At 69.3% G+C, this 21938-nt stretch carries 19 protein-coding genes, 1 other RNA gene and 2 pseudogenes; 20 read left to right on the forward strand and 2 right to left on the reverse strand.

What is annotated here, in order from left to right; translation table 11 throughout:
* Nucleotides 1-186 precede the first annotated feature (186 nt).
* The 5 genes from ABS361_02705 to ABS361_02725 all read left to right on the forward strand — a co-directional run bounded on the left by ABS361_02705 (nucleotide 187) and on the right by ABS361_02725 (nucleotide 5882).
* Nucleotides 187-1725 carry an alkaline phosphatase family protein gene (locus tag ABS361_02705; GenBank protein ID XBY45221.1) on the forward strand — a complete coding sequence of 513 codons (1539 nt, stop codon included), beginning with the start codon at nucleotides 187-189 and terminating at the stop codon, nucleotides 1723-1725.
* A gap of 90 nt (nucleotides 1726-1815) precedes the next feature.
* Entirely contained in the window at nucleotides 1816-2514 is a 699-nt protein-coding gene (locus tag ABS361_02710; protein ID XBY45222.1) for a DnaJ family molecular chaperone, read from the forward strand.
* Between the two features lie 29 nt (nucleotides 2515-2543).
* Entirely contained in the window at nucleotides 2544-3428 is an 885-nt protein-coding gene (locus ABS361_02715; GenBank protein ID XBY45223.1) for an N-acetylmuramoyl-L-alanine amidase, read from the forward strand.
* 220 nt (nucleotides 3429-3648) lie between these two features.
* Nucleotides 3649-4596 carry a transglycosylase SLT domain-containing protein gene (locus ABS361_02720; protein ID XBY45224.1) on the forward strand — a complete coding sequence of 316 codons (948 nt, stop codon included), beginning with the start codon at nucleotides 3649-3651 and terminating at the stop codon, nucleotides 4594-4596.
* Between the two features lie 218 nt (nucleotides 4597-4814).
* Complete coding sequence (locus tag ABS361_02725) at nucleotides 4815-5882, forward strand: transglycosylase SLT domain-containing protein (protein ID XBY45225.1); 1068 nt, start codon at nucleotides 4815-4817, stop codon at nucleotides 5880-5882.
* Nucleotides 5883-5955: 73 nt separating this feature from the next.
* Here ABS361_02725 and ABS361_02730 read toward each other — a convergent pair whose 3' ends face one another.
* Nucleotides 5956-6306: an MmcQ/YjbR family DNA-binding protein gene (locus tag ABS361_02730; GenBank protein XBY45226.1), complete on the reverse strand. Its 351-nt coding sequence runs from the start codon at nucleotides 6304-6306 to the stop codon at nucleotides 5956-5958.
* 53 nt (nucleotides 6307-6359) lie between these two features.
* On the reverse strand, nucleotides 6360-6572 hold the full coding sequence (locus ABS361_02735; protein XBY45227.1) for an alkylphosphonate utilization protein: 213 nt from the start codon (nucleotides 6570-6572) through the stop codon (nucleotides 6360-6362).
* Nucleotides 6573-6692: 120 nt separating this feature from the next.
* Between ABS361_02735 and rnpB the strand changes: the two genes are divergently transcribed.
* The 15 genes and pseudogenes from rnpB (at nucleotide 6693) to murC (ending at nucleotide 21927) form a co-directional block, all read left to right on the forward strand.
* Nucleotides 6693-7074: RNase P RNA component class A (gene rnpB / locus ABS361_02740), an RNA gene on the forward strand.
* Between the two features lie 79 nt (nucleotides 7075-7153).
* A complete protein-coding gene (locus ABS361_02745; protein ID XBY45228.1) occupies nucleotides 7154-7573 on the forward strand; it encodes a DUF2267 domain-containing protein in 420 nt (139 codons plus the stop codon).
* A gap of 413 nt (nucleotides 7574-7986) precedes the next feature.
* Nucleotides 7987-8445, forward strand: coding sequence for a division/cell wall cluster transcriptional repressor MraZ (locus tag ABS361_02750; protein ID XBY45229.1), 459 nt, complete (start codon nucleotides 7987-7989; stop codon nucleotides 8443-8445).
* On the forward strand, nucleotides 8442-9449 hold the full coding sequence (gene rsmH / locus ABS361_02755; protein XBY45230.1) for a 16S rRNA (cytosine(1402)-N(4))-methyltransferase RsmH: 1008 nt from the start codon (nucleotides 8442-8444) through the stop codon (nucleotides 9447-9449). Before ABS361_02750 ends, rsmH begins: the two co-directional genes overlap by 4 nt.
* 1 nt (nucleotide 9450) lies before the next feature.
* Nucleotides 9451-9996, forward strand: a complete 546-nt coding sequence (locus ABS361_02760) for a hypothetical protein (protein XBY45231.1) — start codon at nucleotides 9451-9453, stop codon at nucleotides 9994-9996.
* Between the two features lie 29 nt (nucleotides 9997-10025).
* The gene (locus ABS361_02765) at nucleotides 10026-11714 is read left to right on the forward strand and encodes a penicillin-binding protein 2 (GenBank protein ID XBY45232.1); all 1689 of its coding nucleotides are present in this window, start codon (nucleotides 10026-10028) and stop codon (nucleotides 11712-11714) included.
* Between the two features lie 97 nt (nucleotides 11715-11811).
* A pseudogene (locus ABS361_02770) lies at nucleotides 11812-13283 on the forward strand (UDP-N-acetylmuramoyl-L-alanyl-D-glutamate--2,6-diaminopimelate ligase).
* A complete protein-coding gene (locus ABS361_02775) occupies nucleotides 13280-14716 on the forward strand; it encodes a UDP-N-acetylmuramoylalanyl-D-glutamyl-2,6-diaminopimelate--D-alanyl-D-alanine ligase (protein ID XBY45233.1) in 1437 nt (478 codons plus the stop codon). The pseudogene ABS361_02770 and the gene ABS361_02775 overlap by 4 nt, the downstream one beginning before the upstream one ends.
* A gap of 171 nt (nucleotides 14717-14887) precedes the next feature.
* A complete protein-coding gene (mraY, locus tag ABS361_02780; GenBank protein XBY45234.1) occupies nucleotides 14888-15982 on the forward strand; it encodes a phospho-N-acetylmuramoyl-pentapeptide-transferase in 1095 nt (364 codons plus the stop codon).
* Nucleotides 15983-15986: 4 nt separating this feature from the next.
* Nucleotides 15987-17387, forward strand: coding sequence for a UDP-N-acetylmuramoyl-L-alanine--D-glutamate ligase (gene murD / locus ABS361_02785; protein XBY45235.1), 1401 nt, complete (start codon nucleotides 15987-15989; stop codon nucleotides 17385-17387).
* A 22-nt stretch (nucleotides 17388-17409) separates the two neighbouring features.
* The gene (gene ftsW, locus ABS361_02790) at nucleotides 17410-18609 is read left to right on the forward strand and encodes a putative lipid II flippase FtsW (GenBank protein ID XBY45236.1); all 1200 of its coding nucleotides are present in this window, start codon (nucleotides 17410-17412) and stop codon (nucleotides 18607-18609) included.
* A gap of 17 nt (nucleotides 18610-18626) precedes the next feature.
* Complete coding sequence (locus ABS361_02795; protein XBY45237.1) at nucleotides 18627-19721, forward strand: UDP-N-acetylglucosamine--N-acetylmuramyl-(pentapeptide) pyrophosphoryl-undecaprenol N-acetylglucosamine transferase; 1095 nt, start codon at nucleotides 18627-18629, stop codon at nucleotides 19719-19721.
* A 45-nt stretch (nucleotides 19722-19766) separates the two neighbouring features.
* Complete coding sequence (locus ABS361_02800) at nucleotides 19767-20039, forward strand: type II toxin-antitoxin system prevent-host-death family antitoxin (GenBank protein ID XBY45238.1); 273 nt, start codon at nucleotides 19767-19769, stop codon at nucleotides 20037-20039.
* On the forward strand, nucleotides 20036-20431 hold the full coding sequence (locus tag ABS361_02805; protein XBY45239.1) for a type II toxin-antitoxin system VapC family toxin: 396 nt from the start codon (nucleotides 20036-20038) through the stop codon (nucleotides 20429-20431). The genes ABS361_02800 and ABS361_02805 overlap by 4 nt, the downstream gene beginning before the upstream one ends.
* 61 nt (nucleotides 20432-20492) lie before the next feature.
* A pseudogene (murC, locus tag ABS361_02810) lies at nucleotides 20493-21927 on the forward strand (UDP-N-acetylmuramate--L-alanine ligase).
* Nucleotides 21928-21938 lie beyond the last annotated feature (11 nt).

Genomic DNA, 21938 nt, shown 5'->3' on the forward strand with positions numbered 1-21938 from the left:
AGGAGGGGCTGACGGACCGATCGGGCGGAGTCCTGATGTTGTGCCTAGCAGCGGCCCATGACGCTCGGGTGACACTCCGGAGACGCGCGGGGGGTGCGTTCCGGGGCGCCGGCGGCCAGCGCGGTCGCGGCCTTGCGCAATCATGATAAACCACAAGGATCAAACAGGGAATCAGGGTCGCCGTTCATGACTAACGTGCTTTTCGTCACCGCCGACCAGTGGCGCGCCGACGCGCTCGGGCTCGTTGCACGTGCCGGCTCCGGTGTCGGACCGAAGACGCCCCACATCGATCGGCTCGCGGGCGAGGCGGTGCGGTTCGCCCGTCATTTCGGCGGCGCGGTGCCCTGTTCGCCGGCGCGCGCCTGTCTCTATACCGGCCTCTACCAGATGACCAATCGCGTCGTGCGCAACGGCACGCCGCTCGATCGCCGCCACCAGACGCTCGCCGAGGCGGTGCGCGCGCTCGGCTTCGACCCGACGCTGTTCGGCTACACCGACACCGGCACCGATCCGCGAACGACATCGCCGGGCGATCCGTGGCTGACCACGTTCGAAGGCATCCTGCCGGGCATGAGCGTGCGGGTCGCCGTACCGGAGTATCCGGCCGCGTGGCTGTCGTGGCTCGCCAGCCGCGGCCACGCGATCGGTTCGCGCTGGCAGGAGATCTATCTGCCGAAGTCCGGCGCGCCGGCGCTCTGGGGCACGGGACCGAAGTTCTCCGCCGACGAGACGCAGGCCGCCTTCTTGGTCGGCGAGTTCGAGCGCTGGGTCTCCGAGCAGCGCGGACCGTGGTTCGCGCACCTGTCGTTCCTGGCGCCGCATCCGCCCTTCGTGACGCCGGAGCCTTTCGCGACGCTGCATCATCCGGATGAGGTTTCGGCGCCGAACCGCGTCGGCTCCGCGGCCGACGAGGCGGCGAAACATCCGTACCTGAAGCTCGCGATCGAGACGCAGGGCAAGGCCCGCAAGGTCTACGGCCCGCCGGGACCCGAGACCGACGGCAGCGAGGCCGAGGCACGGCAGGTGAAGGCGACCTATTTCGGCATGGTCGCCGAGATCGATCACCAGATCAGCCGGCTGCGCGCGATCCTCGAGGCGGCCGGGCAGTGGGACGACACGCTCATCGTGCTGACGTCCGACCACGCCGAGCAGATGGGCGACCATCACCTCTGGGGCAAGCTCGGCTTCTACGACGAGAGCTATCGCATCCCGCTGATCATCCGGCCGCCGGGCCTCGCGCCGGCGCGGCAGGGCGCCGTGGTCGAGGCCTTCACCGAGGCGGTCGACGTGATGCCGACCATCCTCGACCTGCTCGGTGCGCCGGTGCCCGGCCATCTCGACGGCCATTCGCTGCGGCCGTTCCTTGATGGCGATTCGGTGCCGGCCGGTTGGCGAGCGGCGGCGCATTTCGAGTTCGACTTCCGCGAACTGCGTTCCGGCGTGCCGCAACGCGTGCTCGGTCTCGGGCTCGACGCCTGTTCGCTGGTCGCGCATCGGACCGAGCGGTTCAAATACGTCCATTTCGCCGGGCTGCCGCCGCTGCTGTTCGACCTCGCGAACGATCCCGGCGAGCAGGTCAATGTCGCGGATGATCCGGACTATCGTCTGGCCCGGATCGAATGCGCCGAGGCGCTGCTCGCCTGGCGCGCGCGCCATCTCGACCGCCGGCTCACCGGCCTCGACCTCGGCGAAGGTGGCGTATTCGACGCCCGAATCCGGCCGTGAGCCAGGCGCAGCGGCGCGCGACCGGCTTTGAGATCGCGCGCGACTCGGACTAACGAAAGGCGAGCGACGGCGAGGTCGGAGGCGTTGAGCATGTGGGAGCGGTTTCGCGACATCGTCGGGGTGATCGGCGCCATGACCGGCATCGGGCCGATCGCCGAGAAGCTCGGGCAGGCGCTCGCGCGGCTCGGGGCCGACCGCAAGCCGGTCGCCTTCACGGTCGCGCTGATCGCGCTCTCGGCCAAGATGGCGGTGGCAGATGGTGTCGTCTCGGCCGACGAGGTGCAGACGTTCCGTCGCGTGGTCGACGTGCCGCCCGAGGAGGAGCGCAATGTCGAACGGCTGTTCGACATTGCCAAGGCTGACGTCGCCGGCTTCGAGACCTATGCGAAGCGAATCGCGGAGATCGCCGAGGGCGATGCCGTGTTCCTCGCCGACGTGCTCGAGGGCCTGTTCCACATCGCGGCGGCGGACGCCTATGTCCACGAGCGCGAACTCGTGTTCCTGGAGCGGGTCGCCGAGATCTTCGGCCTCGACGAGGCCGCCTTCAATCGCATCGCGGCCGGATTCATCCGGCGCAAGGGCCCCGACCCCTATGTGGTGATCGGCATCGACCGCGAGGCGACCGACGCCGAGGTCAAGAAGGCCTATCGGGCGCGGGTCGCGGAGTGCCATCCCGACCGGCATTTCGCCAGTGGCCTGCCCAAGGAAGCGCTCGGCATGCTGTCGGATCGGCTCGCCGCCCTGAACGCCGCTTGGGAAAGCGTGCGGCTCGAGAGGGGGATTTCCTGAATTCGTGAATTTCTGGTAATGAATGCGGCATGACGGATGCGGTCGCCGAGATCACTCGGCCCGACAGCCCGCTGGTGGATCGGCTGAGACCCTCGCCGAACCATGGCGCGCGGCGTGCGGGTTACGAGACGGCCAAGCCGGACATGCTCGTGCTTCACTACACGGGCATGCCGGCGGGTCGTGGCCGTTCCGCTTGCGAAAGGGCGGTCAGTTGGCTGACTGACACGCGCTCGCAGGTCTCCGCTCACTACGTGATCGACGAGGACGGCACGATCCTGCAACTGGTGCCGGAGAGTCGGCGCGCGTGGCACGCGGGCGTCTCGTCCTGGGCCGGGGAGACCGACTTGAACTCGGCCTCGATCGGCATCGAGATCGTCAATCCGGGCTATTGGTGGGACATGGCGGCGGCGCCGGATCGGGCGGCCGGCGAGCCGGTCGAAACTCATCCCGGCTACACGGATTTCCCGGCCGCGCAGGTCGATGCTGTGATCGCGCTCTGTCGCGATATCCTCGCGCGCAACCCGGTTCCGGCCGATCGCGTGCTCGCCCATTCGGACATCGCGCCGGCGCGCAAGCAGGATCCGGGCGAGAAATTCCCCTGGGAGCGGCTCGCCGCGGCGGGCGTCGGCCTATGGACCGCGCCGGAGCCGGTCGGCGGGGGACGCTTCTTTACCAAGGGCGACGAAGGCCAGCCGATCCAGGCGCTGCAGGCCATGTTCGGTGTTTACGGTTATGGACTTTCCGTGACGGGTGTTTATGACGACGCCACGGAGCAGGTGGTCAAGGCCTTCCAGCGCCACTGGCGACAAACCAGGGTGGACGGGGTGGCCGATGTTTCGACGATCACGACGCTGCGGCGCCTGATGGCGCTTCGGCCGGTATCGTCGGACGCACGAGCGGAGGCGCGCGCATGAGGCGGACCCTGTCGATCGGATGCGTGCTCGGCACGCTCGCGGGTGGTGGCGTCGGCGCGGAGACCATGAGCTCCGAGGCCCGCGCCGAAGAGACCCCGTCGAAGATCGTCAGGACGTCGGAAGCCCCCGGCGATGCGCAGCGTCGCACCACGCGGGCGCCGCCCACCCGCAATTGCCGACCCGCGCGCTCGCGTTCCAACCGAAGATCCGTTCGTCGGTGATGCCGTCGGACCCGGCGCCGATCGATACGGGCGGCCCGATCGACGCGCCGGCCGCGCTCGGCAACCGGTTCGACGACGCCTTCGGCATGTTCGGCGGCCCGGCGCCGGTGCAGGAGCCGAAGGTCGAACTCGCTTCCTATGAAGCGCCGGTCGCCGGTGATGCGCTCGGCTATGCGGCCGAGCCGGCGCCCTCGCATGCCGGCGCGATCCTGGCGCCGCCGAAGACCGCGCCGCTCGCCCAGCCGATCGCGGCGGCCGAGCGCGTGCTGCCGATGCCGCAGGCGAAACCGCGCGTGCCGAAGGCGCCGATCCAGCTCGCCTCGCTGGAGCCGTCGGCCGCCACCGCGGTATCGCCGCCGGCCGCGGCGCCGGCGCAACCCTCGCCCGCGCTCGCGGTCGCGCCGGTGCTCGGCGACGAGCCGCGCAAGATGCCGAAGGCGGCGCTGCCCTACATCGACATCATCCGCCGCGAGGCGCGCAAGAACGCCGTGCCGGTGTGGCTCGCCGTCGGCGTCGCCTGGGTCGAGAGCAAGTTCGACCCGAAGCTGCGCGGCAGCCATGGCGTGGTCGGGCTCATGCAGGTCATGCCCTCGACCGCGCGCTACCAGGGCTACCGCGGCGAGACCGCCAAGCTGTTCGACGCCGAGACGAACATCATCTGGGGCACCAAGGAACTCGGCTGGGACTACGCCAAGGCGAACGGCGACATCTGCCTCACCATCGCCAAGTACAAGGGCGGCATTGCGACCCGCCACGTGAATGCCGGCGCGCAGCGCTACTGCGATCAGGTCTACATGATCACCGGCATGGGCAACGCCCCGAACTACCTGAACCGCGTCGCTGCCGAAAAGCCGAAGTCCGGGCCGTCGAAGGCCGCCGCCGCGAAGGCGCGCAAGAAGACCGCGGAAGCCGAGGCGCAGCTGCCGCCCGGCGTGCAGGTGCGCTGAGACCGGTCGCGCCGAGCGCCGGTTGCTTGCTCTGTCCTCCCGATCCGACACGGCCGCTCCGACCGCGCACGAACTCGTGTGTCAACGTGAGCGTGGCCGCCGCCCTCTCGCCATGAACCGGGGGCGATCGCCCCATTTCGTCGCAATCCATCCTTCTTCGTGAACGATTCGGCATGTTGGGTGACCGCTCGGATCAACCGCGTCAAGGACCCCTCATCATGCCGATCCCGCTCAAGGCCGGGCTGATCGCCACGGCCGCGCTCGCCGCCCTGGTGCCCGCCGGCCTGATCGTGAAGGCGACGATACCGAAGCCCGCCGAACCGGTCGACGTTCTCGCCAGCACCTCCGATGCTCCGCCTGCCGCCAGCGCGACGATCGCGCCGAAGGGCGCGGAAGCCCAGGCAAAGGACGGCACCGCCACCGAGGCGTCCGCTGGCCAGCCAGCGCCCGGCCCGACCGCGCCTCACGTGTCGCAGGCGACGGCCGACCTGCCCAAGGCGGTCCGCACCGAGCCTTTCACGCTGGCCGCGGCCGCCAGCGCGGGGCATGCCTACGCCGGCGTGCCGCAGACGTTCGAACCGGTCGCCGCGACGGATGCCATGGCAGCCGCGCAGCGGCTGCGCGAGACCTTCGCGATGATGGACGGGGTCAAGGGCGCCGCGGGCGGGGCCGCCGGGACTGGAGGCGCGGCCGATCGGCCGTTCCTGCCCAGCGCGGGGGCGACCGGGCCGCAGATCCTGCCGCCGGCGCCCTCGGCCGATGGCCGTGACCGGCCGGCGGTCGCGCTCGCGCCGCCGGCGCTCGGAGGTGCGACCCAGGACGGTGCCACGCCCGGCGCGGACGCCGCTTCCGCCGGCTCGGACACCAAGGTCGCCGCGATCGATCCGGCCGCCTCGCACGAGGCCGCCGATCCGCTGCACAAGCTGGTCGCCGATGCGGCGGCCGAGAACGGCGTGCCGGTCGCGCTCGCCACCGCCATCGTCGACATGGAGAGCGGCTTCGATCCGACCAAGACCTCCGACGAGGGCAAGATCGGCCTGATGCAGATCCGCTACGAGACCGCGCGCAATCTCGGCTTCCGCGGTCGGTCGGCCGAGCTGAAGAGCCCCGAGGTCAACGTGAAATACGGCATGAAATACCTCGCCGCCGCCTACAAGCGCGCCGACAAGGACACGTGCAAGACGGCGATGAAGTTCACGAGCGGCGTCTACACCGAACGTCTGCGCCCGCAGCACATCGAATATTGCAACAAGCTCAAGGAAAAGCTGCCCGCGACCACGGGGTGAGCGACGAAGACCGGCGACGCGTGGCCGTCGGCGAGACCGACGCGTTCGGTGGAGGCCCTCGCGCCCCCGCGCGTCATGCCCCGGGGGCTGCGGGCTTTCTCTTCTTTTTCTTCTCAGGTGGCTGGGCGTGCCGCCACGCGATCTCCAGCGCGGCGGCGGCATCGGCCTCGTCGAGCGCTGCCAGCGTCGCGCAGGTCCAGCCTTGGCGGCCCCAGGCGTTGGAGATCGCGGTGAAGCCCTCGGGCATCACCGCGCATTTCAGCGCCTGATCCTCCGGCGTGAAGCGCAGATTGGCGGTCAGCCCGTCGGGCGCGAGGCTCGCAAAGATGCGGGCGGCCTTGAAGGCGGTGCGATCGAAATGCGGCGCGGCGGTCGTGCCGGGCAGGGCGAGCGCGAGACGCTGAAAATCGGCAGCACGGATCATGTCGCCTCCTCCTTCTCCGACGGGCTGTCGGCCGAGCGGGCGAAGGCGGTCGATCAGGCCTTCTTCAGAAACTCGGTCCTGAGGACCAGGCCCTTCACCTTCTCGACGCGGCACTCGACCAGATCCGGATCGTCGGTCAGGTGAATATTGCGCACCACCGTGCCGCGCTTCAACGTGGTCGAGGTGCCCTTCACCTTGAGATCCTTGATCAGGGTGACGGTGTCGCCCTCGGCGAGCAGGTTGCCGTTGGCGTCGCGGACGTCCATGTCGAGTTCCTCGGGTTGTCGCGATCCGGTCGTTCCGTCGCGTCGGGCGGCGTTAGCATGCCGGGGCGGCCGGCACAACGTTGCTTGACCTTGCCCGCCGCATCGCCCATGTGTCGCGCGCCAGTCGGCCGGGCGGCCGCTCGGGGGAAACCCCGGGAGGAAAGTCCGGGCTCCATGGAGACACGGTGCCGGGTAACGCCCGGCGGGGGTGACCCCAGGGAAAGTGCCACAGAAAACGAACCGCCCCGGATGCGTCCGGGGTAAGGGTGAAAAGGTGGGGTAAGAGCCCACCGCGGGCCCGGCAACGGGAACGGCATGGCAAACCCCACCGGGAGCAAAACCGAATAGGGGCGGCGGGATGCGCGCAAGCGCATCGGATCGGTTTCCGGATCGGCCGCCCGGGTTGGTTGCGCGAGGCGTCCAGCAATGGGCGTCCCAGATGAATGGCCGCCGCGCGGGGAAACCCGCCTTACAGAACCCGGCTTACAGGCCGACTGGCGAATACCCTCGGCGTCCTTGCTCCGGCCCGCGCGCATCTCGCGCCGCCGGTGGGGCGCCGGATGGAACCGACCGAGGTCGTCATGCCCATGCCGATGGAGCTCCAGCACGCCTCCGAGGACTTCGAGCGCTTCCTCGCCGATGCGCGCGACCGGGCGGATCTGGCGACCCGCAACCAGACCTACACGATGGTCGAGGCTGTGTTTCGCGTGTTCCGCCGACGGCTGGACCTCGCGGAGGCGATCCGCTTCGCGGGCGCGCTGCCGCCGATCCTCAGGGCGATCTTCGTCGCCGACTGGAACCCGGACGAGCCGCGCCGGCCGTTCGCCGATCGCGCGGCGCTGACGGCGGAGGTTCAGGCCGTGCGGGAGCACCACAATTTCGCGCCCGATACCGCGATCGCGGTCACGGCCCAGGCGCTTCGGGCTCATGCGGACGCCGCCGCTCTCGATCGCGTGCTCGCGACATTGCCGGCGGAGGCGGCCGCCTTCTGGGCGGTTTGAGCGGGTTCTGGCTCCGGCCCGGCCGCATCGCCAGCCGGCGAAACCGAATCTTCTCCTCGAATCAACGCGGTCTTAACCCTAACCGGCCTTAACTGGTCGGAAGGCCGGGAAACCCCTGTCCGTATTACCGATTCGTTGACGCCCAGCTTAGCCCATGGTATCCCAAATCATCCCATTCAGAGCGGGTGGCGAGCCGGGTCCGATCGCCGGCGACGGCGCGGTTCCGGTGTCGGGACTGCGGGTGCGCGACGCGTCGTTCGGTGCGGATGTCGCGGTTTTCGCCGGCGTTTCGGTGGGTGCGTGCGTTTCGATGCGTAAGGGGCTCAGCCGTTCGTCCGTGGGGGGCGAACGGCGGGCCACGTGGGGGCGAAGCGGGCTGCGCCGGACGGGCGCGGCGCCGTCGGCGAGGGATGATGGACCGGTTCCTGGGGCGGCATCAGAAGCGGATCGACGCGAAGGGACGCGTCTCGATCCCTGCGCCGTTCCGCTCGGTGATCGCCCGCGACGGTTTCGACGGGCTCTTCTGCGTGCGTTCGCTGTTCCATCCGGCCGTCGAGGCGGGCGGCGCGGCGCTGATCGGCGAGATCGACAAGGCGCTCGCCCGGCACGACACGTTTTCTCCGGAACACCTCGCCCTCTCGACTGCGCTGATGGGGCAGGGCGATACGCTCGCCTTCGACGGCGAGGGGCGCATCGTCGTGCCGGACTGGCTGCGCGAGGCGACCGGGGCGACCGACGAGATCGTCTTCGTCGGGCAGGGCATCAAGTTCCAGATCTGGGCACCGGACCGGTTCGCGGACTTCGAGCGCGAAGCGCGCGAGACGGCGGCGCGGCTGTTGTCGTCGCGCGCGGCGGCGGGAGGTGCGGCATGACGGCCGAGACCGCATCCGCGCCGCACATTCCGGTCCTGCTGCGCGAGGTCGTCGCCGCGCTCGCACCGAAATCCGGCGAGACCATCGTCGACGGCACCTTCGGCGCCGGCGGCTACACGCGCGCCATGCTCGATCAGGGCGCTTTCGTCGTGGCGATCGACCGCGATCCGACCGCGATCGAAGCGGGGCAGGCGCTGGTCGACGCTTCGGGCGGGCGCCTGAGGCTCGTGCATGGCCGGTTCGGCGCGCTCGCCGAGCATCTCGACGATCTCGGCATCGCGGTGGTCGACGGCGTCGTGCTCGATATCGGCGTCTCCTCGATGCAGCTCGACCGCGCCGAGCGCGGCTTCTCGTTCCGCAACGACGGCCCGCTCGACATGCGCATGTCGGCCGACGGGCCGAGCGCGGCCGACATCGTCAACACGGCGTCGGAGAACGAACTCGCGCGCATCCTGTGGGTCTATGGCGAGGAGCGCCATTCCGGCCGGATCGCGCGCGCCATCGTCGACGATCGCAAGCTTCAACCCTTCACAAGCACGCGTCAGCTCGCGGGGCTGCTCGAACGGCTGTCCGGCCGCGGCCGCGACGACATCCATCCGGCGACGCGGACGTTCCAGGCGCTGCGCATCGCGGTCAACGGCGAGCTCGACGAACTGGTCGAGGCGCTCGGCGCGGCCGAGCGCGTGTTGCGGCCCGGCGGCCGGCTGGTGGTGGTGACCTTCCATTCGCTCGAGGACCGGATCGTCAAGCGCTTCTTCGCCGAGCGGTCGAGCCGCGGCGGTGGTGGTTCGCGCCATGCGCCGATCGAGCGCGCCGAGGCGCCGACCTTTACGCTCGTCGCCAAGGGCGCGGTCGAGGCGGCCGAGGACGAGATCGCGGCCAACCCGCGTTCGCGCTCGGCGAAGCTGCGCGCCGGCATCCGCACCGAGGCTCCGGCGCGCGCGCTCGACGCGGCCGCGCTCGGACTGCCGGATCCGAAGCCGCGCAAGGCGGGGAGGCGCTGACATGCTGCGCACCCTCAATATCGCGCTCATCGCCCTGATGCTCGGCGGCGCCGGCGTCGTCTACCAGCTCAAGTACGAGGCGGAGCGGGCGGCCAACAAGGTCTCCAAGGTCAGCCGCAAGATCGAGCAGGAGCGCGACGCGATCGCGACGCTGAAGGCCGAATGGAGCTTGCTCAACCAGCCGAAGCGCCTGCAGGAGCTGGTCGAACGCTATCGCTCCTACCTGGAGCTCGATCCGCTCGATCCGATGCAGATCGGCGCGATCGACGAGATTCCGTTCCGGCCGCAGCCCGCGGCGGACAGGGGTCTCGCGCCGACCGGTCCGCAGCCGGTCACGCCGCTGCCGAACGGGCCGCGGAACGCGCAGGCGTCGATGAAGCTCAATGCCGGTGCTGCCAAGAGTATCGAACATACCGGCTCGATCCCGCCGAAGAGCGGGCCGAAGGCGACCGACCGGGCGCCGACCGCGCCGAAGGTCGGCGATCCGACCAAGGCTCAGGGCGTCGACCCGCGGCCGAACGACCCGCTCCTGAAGATCCTCCATTGAAGAGAAGCCGAGCGATGCTGGCGGACCGCATGCCCAACGACCGAACCGAGAGCGCCCGCCAGCCGGCGCGCCGCGGCGCCTTGGGACGCAACCGCATCCTGATCGCCGCCGCCGGCTTCGGCGTGCTCTATGCGGCGATCGCGTTCAAGCTCGCCTATCTCGGCCTCGCCAGCGACGACCATTCCGCGGCGCTGGAATCGGCCAAGTCGCAGGTCTCGACCGCGCGGCCGGACCTCGTCGACCGCAACGGCGAGGTGCTGGCGACCGACATCCGCTCGTCTTCGGTCTTCGCCGAGCCGCGCAACGTACTCGATGCCGACGAGGCCTTCGACGCGCTGACCTCGGTGCTGCCGGAGCTGCGCAACGACACGACCATCCGCAAGAAGCTCGCCAGCAAGTCGGGCTTCATGTGGGTGAAGCGCGACATCACCCCGCAGCAGCGGACCAAGATCTTCCGGCTCGGCATTCCGGGCATCGGCTTCATCGACGAGAACCGCCGCTTCTATCCGGGCGGCGGCATGGCCGGGCATGTGCTCGGCTCGGTCAATGTCGACAACCAGGGCATCTCGGGGATCGAGAAATACATCGACCAGGACATGGGGCTTGGCGAGCTGCAGAAGCTCGGCCTCGCCACCAACCGCAGCCTGGAGCCGCGACACCTGTCGCTCGACCTGCGCGTCCAGCACGTGGTGCGCGACGAGATCACCGACGCCAAGGAGAAGTACCGCGCGGTCGCGGCGGTCGGCATCGTGCTCAACGCGCGCACCGGCGAAGTGGTCGCCATGTCGTCGGTACCGGAGGTCGATCCGAACAAGCCGGAACAGGCGCTGCAGAAGGACCGCATGAACCGCGCGACCGCCGGCGTCTACGAGATGGGCTCGGTGTTCAAGACCTTCAATTCGGCGATGGCGCTCGATTCCGGCAAGGTGCGGCTCGGCGAGATCTTCGATATCACACCGCTGCATTTCGGCTCGCGCAAGATCGGCGAATTCCACTCGAAGGGCCGGCCGCTCAACGTCACCGAAATCTTCCAGTATTCGTCGAACAACGGTTCGGCGCGCATGGCGCTCAAGGCCGGGCCGGAGGCGCAATACGCGTTCTTCGATCGGGTGAACTTCCACAAGAAGCTGGAGACCGAACTGCCCGAGGTCGCGCTGCCGCTCTGGCCGAAGCGCATCTCGGAAGTGTCGACCGCGACCATGTCGTTCGGCCACGGCATCTCGGTGTCGCCGATGCACACGGCGATCGCGGCCTGCGCGATGGTCAACGGCGGCTACTTCGTCAATCCGACCTTCTTCCCGCGCACGGAGGAAGAAGCCCGCCGCCTCGGCCGGCGTGTGATCAGCCAGGATACCAGCGACAAGATGCGCTATCTCCTGCGCGCCAACGCCGATCCGAACGGTCCCGGCTCCGGCAAGCGCGCCGACGTGCCGGGCTACCGCGTCGGCGGCAAGACCGGCACGGCCGAGAAAATCGAGAACGGCCACTACAACTCCGGCAAGCGCTTCAACTCCTTCCTTGCCGCCTTCCCGATCGACGCGCCGCAATATGTCGTGCTGGTCGTGCTCGACGAGCCGAAGGCCGAGAAGGAAGTCGGTGCCGCGACTGCCGGTCTCAACGCCGCGCCGGCCGCCGGCAACATCATCCGCCGCATTGCGCCGATGCTCGGCGTGATGCCGAAATACGACGTCGCCGCGCCGACGATGGCGTCGAACTGAGCGGGCTTCCCGCCGGCTCGGTTCGTCTCGCCGTGGCATTCACGCCCAGAAGGGGGCCGGACCGCGCGTCCGGTCTGAGATCGAGAACAGGACGTTCATGAGGCTCTCCGCCCTCGCACGATCGATCGACGCCGTGCCGCCCTCGGCCGATCCGGAGGTGACCGCCGTCACCGCGGACAGCCGTAAGGTCGCCGCCGGCGCGGTCTTCGTCGCGCTCGCCGGCACCAAGGCCGACGGGGCGCGTTTCGTCGCCGATGCGGTGGCGAAGGGGCGGTCGCGGTGGTGGCCGGCGAGGCCGCGGCGATTGGCGAAGTGTCGGTCCCGGTCGTCCGGGTCGCCGAGCCGCGCCGGGCGCTGGCGCTGCTCGCGGCCGCGCTGTTTCCCGCCCAGCCGGCGACGATCGCCGCCGTCACCGGCACAAGCGGCAAGACCTCGGTCGCCGCCTTCACGCGCCAGATCTTCGCCTTCGCGGGTTTTCGCGCCGCCTCGATCGGCACGGTCGGCATCGTCAGCCCGAAGGGCGAGACCTATGGCAGCCTGACCACGCCCGATCCGGTCGATCTGCATCGGTGGCTGTCGGATCTGGCGACCGAGGAACAGGTGAGCCATGTCGCGCTGGAAGCGTCGTCGCACGGGCTCGACCAGCACCGGCTCGACGGTGTCCGCCTGTCGGCGGCGGCGTTCACCAACCTGTCGCGCGATCACCTCGATTATCATCCGACCGTCGAGGATTACTTCAGCGCCAAGATGCGGCTGTTCACCGATCTTCTGCCCAAGGGCCGCGCGGCGGTGATCGACGCCGACACGCCGTGGGGCGAGCGCGCGATCGCGGTCGCGCGCGGTGCCGGGCACCCGGTCCTCGCCGTCGGCCGCGCCGGCGATGCGGTGCGGCTGGTCTCGGTCGAGCCGGAGGCGACCGCGCAGCGTCTGGTGATCGCGACGACAGTGGGCGAGATCGCCGTTCGGCTGCCGCTGCTCGGCACGTTCCAGGTCTCCAATGCGCTGGTCGCGGCGGGGCTTGCAATCGGCTGCGGCGTCGATCCGAAGGCCGCGCTCGCCGCGCTCGAGACGCTCGAAGGCGCGCCGGGGCGGCTCGATCTGGTCGGTACCACGGCCGAGGGAGCGCCGGCCTTCGTCGACTACGCGCACAAGCCCGACGCGCTCGAAAAGGCGATCGAGGCCTTGCGACCCTATACGCGTGGCCGGCTCGTCGTCGTGTTCGGCTGCGGCGGCGATCGCGATCCCGGCAAGCGGCCCATCATGGGCGAGATCGCGACGCGGCTCGCCGATATCGCGATCGTGACCGACGACAACCCGCGCAGCGAGGATGCCGCCGCGATCCGCCGCCAGATCATGGCCGCGGCGCCCGGCGCGATCGAGATCGGCGACCGCGCGGCGGCGATCCGCGCGGGCGTCGACCGACTCGGGCCCGGCGATGTCCTGCTCGTCGCCGGCAAGGGTCATGAAACCGGCCAGATCGTCGGCCAGACCGTGCTTCCCTTTTCCGATCACGAGGCCGTGAGAGCCGCGCTCGCCGCGCGCGCCGGCACCACGGAGACCCACCCATGACTGGCCTGCCGCTCTGGACCCTCACCGATTTCGTCGCCGCCTGCGAGGGCTGGACCGTCGGCGCGGTGCCGGACCGTATCGACGGCATCTCGATCGACAGCCGCAGCCTCGGTGCGGGCGACGCGTTCTTCGCCATCCAGGGCGAGGCCCGCGACGGACACGAGTTCGTCGCCGCCGCGCTCGGCAACGGCGCCGCGCTGGCGGTCGTGTCGGAGGAGAAGTTCCCCGGCTGTCCCGTCGACGGCCGCTATGTCGTGGTCGACGACGTGTTCGATGCGTTGCGCCGGCTCGCCCGTGCGGCCCGGGCGCGCAGCCGGGCGCGGATCGTTGCGGTGACCGGGTCGGTCGGCAAGACCTCGACCAAGGAGGCCTTGCGGGTCGCGCTGTCGACCTCCGGCAAGGTGCATGCCTCGGTCGCCTCCTACAACAATCACTGGGGCGTGCCGCTGACGCTGGCGCGCATGCCGGCCGATGCCGACTTCGGCGTGTTCGAGATCGGCATGAACCACGCCGGCGAGATCCGGCCGCTGACCAAGATGGTCAGGCCGCATGTGGCGATCGTCACCAAGGTCGCTCCGGTGCATCTGGAGCATTTCGACAGTGTCGAGTCGATCGCGCGCGCCAAGGCCGAAATCTTCGAAGGGCTGGAGCCCGGCGGCGCGGCGATCATCAACGGCGACATCCCCTACACGCCGATCCTGACCGCGGCCGCCTACCGGACCGGCGCCGGACGGATCATCCGCTTCGGCGAAGGCGCGGACAACGAGGTTCGGCTCCAGGCGGTGTCGCTGCATCCGGACTGCTCGACCGCGCGGGCAACCGTGCTCGGCCATCCGGTGACGTTCAAGGTCGGCGCGCCCGGCCGGCATGTCGTGCTCAACTCGCTTGCGGTGCTGGCCGCCGTCGACCTGCTCGGCGGCGATCTCGCTCGCGCGGCGATGGCGCTCGGCGAGGTCGCGGCACCGAAGGGACGCGGCGCCCGCCATACGCTGCACCTGCCGCACGGCGAGGCGACGCTGATCGACGAGAGCTACAACGCCAACCCGGCCTCGATGCGCGCGGCGATCGCGGTGCTCGGCCAGTCGGCGGTCGGGTTCCGCGGCCGGCGCATCGCCGTGCTCGGCGACATGCTCGAACTCGGCGACAAGGGCGAGGAACTGCACGCCGACCTCGCCGGCCCGCTGACCGCGGCCGGCATCGACCGGATCTATCTCGCCGGTCCGCTCATGCACGCGCTGTGGGTCGAGCTGCCCTGCGACCGGCAGGGCGCCTGGGCGCCGACGGCCAAGGATCTGGAGGCGACGCTGATCGCCTCGATCCAGCCGGGCGACGCGGTGATGGTCAAGGGCTCGAACGGCAGCCGCATGGGCTCGCTGGTCGAGGCGCTGAAAGCACGGTTCGCCTCGACGGTGGCCGTCACGGAAGATCTTTGAGGATCACGGTCGCTTCCGGCGGGCGAATGCCGCAGCGGAGGCTTCAACCGGTCCTTGCTTTGGAGTAGAGCGTCGCGCCGGCGCGCAAGCGCAGGTGAGGCGGGTTCAGTCGAAAACGCGGGCAGAACGTGCCGGGTCTCGTGGTGGGCCCGTCCGTTCCGGGGATCTCAGATGCTCTATCTCTTGGGCGAACTGGCCGACAAGGTCGTGACCCTGAACTTCTTCCGGATCTTCCGGTACATCACGTTCCGCACCGGCGGCGCGGTGCTGACGGCGCTCGCCTTCGTGTTCCTGTTCGGTCCGGCGATCATCAACACGCTGAGGGTCAAGCAGGGCAAAGGCCAGCCGATCCGCGAGGACGGCCCGGCGACGCACCTTCTGACCAAGAAGGGCACGCCGACCATGGGCGGACTGATGATCCTGTCCGGGCTCATCGTCTCGACACTGCTGTGGGCGAACCTGACCAACCCCTACGTCTGGACCGTGCTCTTGGTCACGCTCGGCTTCGGCGCGATCGGCTTCTACGACGACTATTTGAAGGTCACCAAGCAGTCGCATCGCGGCTTCTCGGGCAAGCAGCGGCTGGCGCTCGAGTTCCTGGTCGCCGGCGTCGCGGTCTGGGCCATGGTTCATGTCGGCCGCGCGCCGTTCTCGACCTCGGTGGCGTTTCCGTTCTTCAAGGACCTGCTGCTCAATCTCGGCTGGTTCTTCATCATCTTCGGCGCCGTCGTCGTGGTCGGTGCCGGCAATGCGGTCAACCTGACTGACGGGCTCGATGGGCTGGCGATCGTGCCGGTGATGATCGCGTCGGGCACCTTCGGCCTGATCGCCTATCTCTCCGGCAACGCGGTCTTCGCCGAATATCTGATCATCAACCACGTGCCGGGCACCGGCGAACTCGCGGTCATCCTTGGCGCGGTGATCGGTGCGGGGCTCGGCTTCCTGTGGTTCAACGCGCCGCCGGCGGCGATCTTCATGGGCGATACCGGGTCGCTCGCGCTCGGCGGCCTGCTCGGCACGGTCGCGGTCGCGACCAAGCACGAAATGGTGCTAGCCATCGTCGGCGGCCTGTTCGTGCTCGAGGCCGCCTCGGTGATCATCCAGGTCGCGAGCTTCAAGCTGACCGGCAAGCGCGTGTTCAAGATGGCGCCGATCCATCACCATTTCGAACAGCTCGGCTGGAAGGAGCCGCAGGTGGTGATCCGGTTCTGGATCATCTCCGTCGTGCTCGCCCTCCTCGGCCTCGCCACGCTGAAGCTGAGGTGAGCCGATGATCCCGGTCGAGAGTTTTCGCGGCAGGCGCGTGGCGGTGTTCGGGCTCGGCGGCTCGGGCCTTGCGACGGCCGAGGCGCTGATCGCCGGCGGCGCGGACGTCGTCGCCTGGGACGACGGCGAGGCCGCGCGCGCGGTGGCGGCCAAGCGCGGCATCCCGGTCGAGCATCTGGAGGGCATCGGCTGGGCGTCGCTCGCCGCGCTCGTGCTGGCGCCGGGCGTGCCTCTCACCCATCCGAAGCCGCACTGGACGGTCGCGCTCGCGGCCGAACACGGCGTCAAGGTGATCGGCGACATCGAACTGTTCGCGATCGAGCGCCGGGCGGTCTGCCCGTCGGCGCCGTTCGTCGCCATCACCGGCACCAACGGCAAGTCGACCACCACGGCGCTGATCGTGCATCTGTTGCGCCACGCGGGCCGCGACGTCGAGATCGGCGGCAACATCGGCCCGGCCGTGCTCGGCCTGAAGCCGCTGCAGCCGGGCCGGCATTACGTGATCGAGTGCTCATCGTTCCAGATCGATCTCGCTCCGAGCCTCGATCCGACCGTCGGCATCCATCTGAACCTGTCGGAAGATCATCTCGACAGGCACGGCACGATGGCCAATTACGCCGCGATCAAGGAGCGGCTGGTCGCGGCGGCCGAGACGGCGGTGGTCGGCGTCGACGACAGCCTGTCGGCCGCGATCGCCGACCGGATCGAGCAGCGCGGGGGCAGGGTCGTCCGGGTTTCGAACCGGCGGCCACTTGCGGCGGGCGTCTATTTCGATCACGGCCATCTGGTCGAGGCCTCGACCGGGTCGGCGACGGTGGTCGGCGATCTCGGCGGCATCGGCTCGCTGCGCGGTGCACACAACGGCCAGAACGCCGCCGCAGCGGTCGCTGCCGTGCGCGCGCTCGGCGTCGACGTGCGCACGATCATGGCCGGGTTGAGGACCTTTCCCGGCCTTGCGCATCGCATGGAGCAGGTCGGCCGGCTGAACCACGTGCTGTTCGTGAACGATTCGAAGGCGACCAACGCGGATTCGACCGCGCAGGCGTTGGCGAGCTTCGAGCGGATCTACTGGATCGCCGGCGGCAAGCCGAAGTCCGGCGGCATCACCACGCTCGAGCGGTTCTTCCCGAAGGTCGCCAAGGCCTATCTCGTCGGCGCCGCGACGGAGGAATTCGCCGCGACACTCGAGGGGGAGGTGCCCTTCGAGCGCTCCGGCACGATCGCGACGGCGCTCGAGGACGCGACGCGCGATGCGCAGGCGGATGATGCGGCCGAGCCGGTGGTGCTCCTGTCGCCGGCCTGCGCCTCCTACGACCAGTTCAAGAACTTCGAAGTCCGCGGCGACCATTTCCGCGACCTCGTCCGGGCGATCCCGGGCGTGGCGCCGGTCGGGCCGGGGGCGTGAGGCGGAGAGGGGACCAGCGGCCATGATCACGCGCACGGATCGCTCGAACTTCGCGGAATGGTGGTGGACGGTCGACCGCAGCCTGATCGCCGCAGGCATCGTGCTGCTGATCGGCGGTCTGGTCCTGTCCTTCGCGGCGAGCCCGCCGGTCGCCGAGCGCATCGGCGTCGCCGACAGCTTCTATTTCGTCAAACGCCACATGTTCTTCTTCGCGCTGGCGCTGCCGGTCATGATCGGCGTGACCTTCCTGTCGCCGCGCGCGATCCGGCGCACGGCGCTGGTCATGTTCGGCATCGGCGTCTTGATGTTGGTCGCGACGCTGTTCATCGGTCAGGAGGTCAAGGGCGCGCGGCGCTGGATCACGCTCGCCGGCATGTCGGTGCAGCCGTCCGAGTTCGTGAAGCCGGCCTTCATCATCGTGGTGGCGTGGCTGTTCGCCGATCGTCAGCGCCGGCCGGAGATTCCCGGCCATATCTTCGCGACGCTGCTGCTCGCGGTCGTGCTGGCGCTCCTGATCGCGCAGCCGGACATCGGCCAGACGCTGCTCACGGCGAGCGCCTGGGCGGCGGTGTTCTTCGTGGCGGGCATGCCGCTGTTCTGGGTGATGGTCGGCCTCGGCGTCGCCGGCGGCGGTCTCTATGCGGCCTATATGTTCGTGCCGCACGTGACGAGCCGCGTGAACCACTTCCTCGAGAAGATCCGCGGCGAAGGCAAGGCCATTCCCGGCCAGCCGAAGAGCGCCGGCGACTTCCAGGCCCAGCAGGCGCACGACAGTTTCCTGAGCGGTGGCTGGTTCGGCCGGGGTCCGGGCGAGGGCACGGTCAAGCGCATGCTGCCGGATAGCCATACCGACTACATCTTCGCCGTGGTCGGCGAGGAATACGGCATCATCACCTGCGCGGTGCTCGCGGCCGTGTTCGCCTTCATCGTGTTCCGTGGCCTCTGGCATGCGAACCGCGAGGAGGATCCGTTCATCCGCTACGCGATCGTCGGCCTCGTGGTGCTGATCGGCGTGCAGTCGGGCATCAACATGGCGGTGAACCTGCAGCTCATGCCGGCCAAGGGCATGACGCTGCCGTTCATCTCCTATGGCGGCTCGTCGCTTCTCGCGATCGCCTTCGAGATGGGCGCGCTGATCGCCCTGACCCGCCGGCGCGCGCAGGCGACCCGTATCGCGCCGCCGATCCATGCCCGCCCCTATGTCGAAGCGCAGGCGGCCTGAGAGGATTCAAGCAAGGCATGGCCGACACGATCCTGCTCGCCGCCGGGGGCACCGGCGGCCACCTGTTTCCGGCTGAATCCCTAGCGGTCGAACTCGGCCGGCGCGGCTTCACCGTGCATCTCGCCACCGACCATCGCGCCGACAAATACGGCCGCGCCTTTCCGGCCGCCGAGATCCATATCGTGTCGTCGGAGACGGTGCGGGGTCGCGATCCGGTCTCGCTGATGCGCTTCGCCGTCCGGCTCGGCCGCGGGTTTCTTCAGGCGCTCGGGCTGATGCGCCGCTTGAAGCCGAAGGCGGTCGTCGGCTTCGGCGGCTATCCGACGTTTCCGCCGCTCGTGGCAGCGCGTGTCTGCGGCGTGCCGACCGTGCTCCATGAGCAGAACGCCGTCATGGGCCGCGCCAATCGCGCGCTCGCCGGCGGGGTGTCGAAGATCGCGCTGTCGTTCGAGGCGACCGATCTCATCGGCGACCGCGCGGCCAAGGCGGTGCTGACCGGCAACCCGGTCCGCCCGATGGTGATCGAGGCGGCCGCCATCCCCTATGAGGCGCCGGTGCCGGGCGGGGTGTTGAAGCTTCTCGTCTTCGGCGGCAGCCAGGGTGCGCGGTTCTTCTCCGAACTGGTGCCGCCGGCGATTGCGCTCCTGACGCCCGAGATCCGGGCTCGGCTTGCGATCGTGCAGCAGGCGCGCGCGGAGGATCTGGCCGGCGTCGAGACGGCCTACGCGCAAGCCGGCGTCACGGCCGAGGTGGCGCCGTTCTTCGTCGATCTGCCGCGCCGCATCGCCGACAGCCATCTGGTGCTGTGCCGCTCCGGGGCCTCGTCAGTGACGGAACTGGCGGTCATCGGCCGGCCGGCACTGATGGTGCCGCTGCCGGGCCTGCTCGACCAGGACCAGGCGGCCAATGCCCGCGTGTTGGAGGCCGCCGGCGGCGGCTGGACCATGCCGCAGGCGACGCTGACGCCCGCGGTGCTGGCGCAGGCGATCGAGCGCTTCATGGCCGCGCCGGACGAGCTCGTCCGCGCCGCCGCCGCAGCCCGCGCGCAAGGGCGCCCGGATGCGGTCGTGCGGCTCGCGGATGTGGTCGAGGCGGCTGCGCGGGGGCGTTGAGGCCCGGCGCTTTACAGGGTCGCGGCTCTGTGCCTAGCTCAATGCATGACCAAGGTTTCGATCGACGAAGCGGAGAAGCACCTCGGGGAACTCGCCGAACGCGTGGCCGGCGGCGAGACGATCGTGTTGACGCGCGACGGCAAGCCGGTGGCGGATCTCGTGCCGCATCGGGGTGCAGGCGGCTTGAGCCGCGCGGCGGTGGAAGCGGCCAAGCGCCGCCGGGGCATCGAGGGCAGCGTATTCTCGTGGGATCCCGAGACGTTCGACGATCCTATCTCGGAGGAGGAGTTCCTGACGCTCCTCGATCCGGGGAAATGAAACTCCTGCTCGACACGCACATCTTGTTGGCGTTCGTCGATGATCGACTTCCGTCACTCGGACCTGCTGTGGAGCGTATTGTCGGCGACAGCCGGGTCGAGCCCTATGCCAGCGTAGCCAGCATCTGGGAAATCGCTATCAAGTGGCGTGCGGGCAAGCTGAACATGCGGCTCCGGCCAGACGATCTGGCCGAGTTCTTTGTCGAAATCGGCATCTCCATCCTGCCGATCGAAGCGCGCCATGTCGTGGCGCCCTTCGATCCCGAACCGCCGACGCGCGATCCGTTCGATCGTCTGCTCCTGTCGATCTGCCATGCTGACGGCCTGAAATTGGTGACGATCGACCGGGCGCTGAGGTCCCATCCACTCAGTTTCGGCGTATCCCTGTCCTGACGCGCTCGATATTGCTACGAAGCGCGCAGATACGAATCATAGAACCAAGGATGTCCCGCCCATGAAAATGCCTTCCACCATCGGTCCGGTGCACTTCGTCGGGATCGGCGGGATCGGGATGAGCGGGATCGCCGAGGTGCTGCACACGCTCGGCTTCAAGGTGCAGGGCTCCGACGTCGCGGACAATTACAATGTCCAGCGGCTGCGCGAGAAGGGCATCCCGGTCGCGATCGGGCATGACGGGGCCAATCTCGGCGAGGCGCGCGTCGTTGTCGTCTCCTCGGCGATCCGACGCGACAATCCGGAACTGGTCGCGGCGCGCGCGCGCCTGCTGCCGGTCGTGCGGCGCGCGGAGATGCTCGCCGAGCTGATGCGCTTCAAGCAGGCGGTCGCCGTCGGCGGCACGCATGGCAAGACCACGACGACCTCGATGGTCGCGGCGTTGCTCGATGCCGGCGGGCTCGACCCGACCGTGATCAACGGCGGCATCATCAACGCCTACGGCACCAACGCCCGGCTCGGCGGCGGCCAGTGGATGGTGGTCGAGTCCGACGAGTCCGACGGCTCCTTCGTCAAGCTGCCGGCGGATGTCGCGGTCGTGACCAACATCGACCCCGAGCATCTCGATCACTACGGCACGTTCGACAAGGCGAAGGAGGCGTTCAAGCAGTTCGTCGAGAACGTGCCCTTCTACGGCTTCGCGGTCATGTGCCTCGACCACCCGGAGGTGCAGGCGCTGGTCGGCAAGATCGAGGACCGGCGGATCGTGACCTACGGCACCAATCCGCAGGCCGACATCCGCTATATGGACGTGGTGCCGGAAGGCCGCGCCTCGCGCTTCTCGGTGCACATCCGCGACCGCGTCACCGGCACCGAGAAGGACATTCGCGACCTCGTCGTCAACATGCCGGGCATCCACAACATCGCCAACGCCACCGCCGCGATCGCGGTCGCCGATCAGCTCGGCATCGCGCCGGAGGCGATCCGCAAGGGGCTCGCCGCCTTCACCGGCGTGAAGCGGCGCTTCACGCTGACCGGCGAGTGGAACGGCGTGCAGGTGTTCGACGACTACGGCCACCATCCGGTCGAGATCATGGCCGTGCTCAAGGCGGCGCGCTCGGCCGTCACCGGCGAGGGCAAGGGCGGCCGCGTCGTCGCGGTCATGCAGCCGCATCGCTATTCGCGGTTGGCGAGCCTGTTCGAGGAGTTCTGCCAGGCGTTCAACGACGCCGACATGGTCGTCGTGTCGGACGTCTACGCCGCCGGCGAGGCGCCGATCCCCGGCGCGAGCCGCGATGCGCTGGTCGGCGGTCTGCGCGCGCGGCCACCGCAACGTGATCCCGCTCGAGAGCCCGGACCAGATCGCCGGGCTCGTGAAGGATTTTGCCAAGCCGGGCGACTATGTCGTGTTCCTCGGCGCCGGCAACATCACGCAGTGGGCTTACGCGTTGCCGAAGCAGCTCGCCGCGTTCTCCGATCAGGGAACGCGGGCGTGAGCGCGAGCGTC

It is taken from the genome of Ancalomicrobiaceae bacterium S20 (genome assembly GCA_040269895.1).
Taxonomy (GTDB): Bacteria; Pseudomonadota; Alphaproteobacteria; order Rhizobiales; family Ancalomicrobiaceae; genus Methyloraptor; species Methyloraptor flagellatus.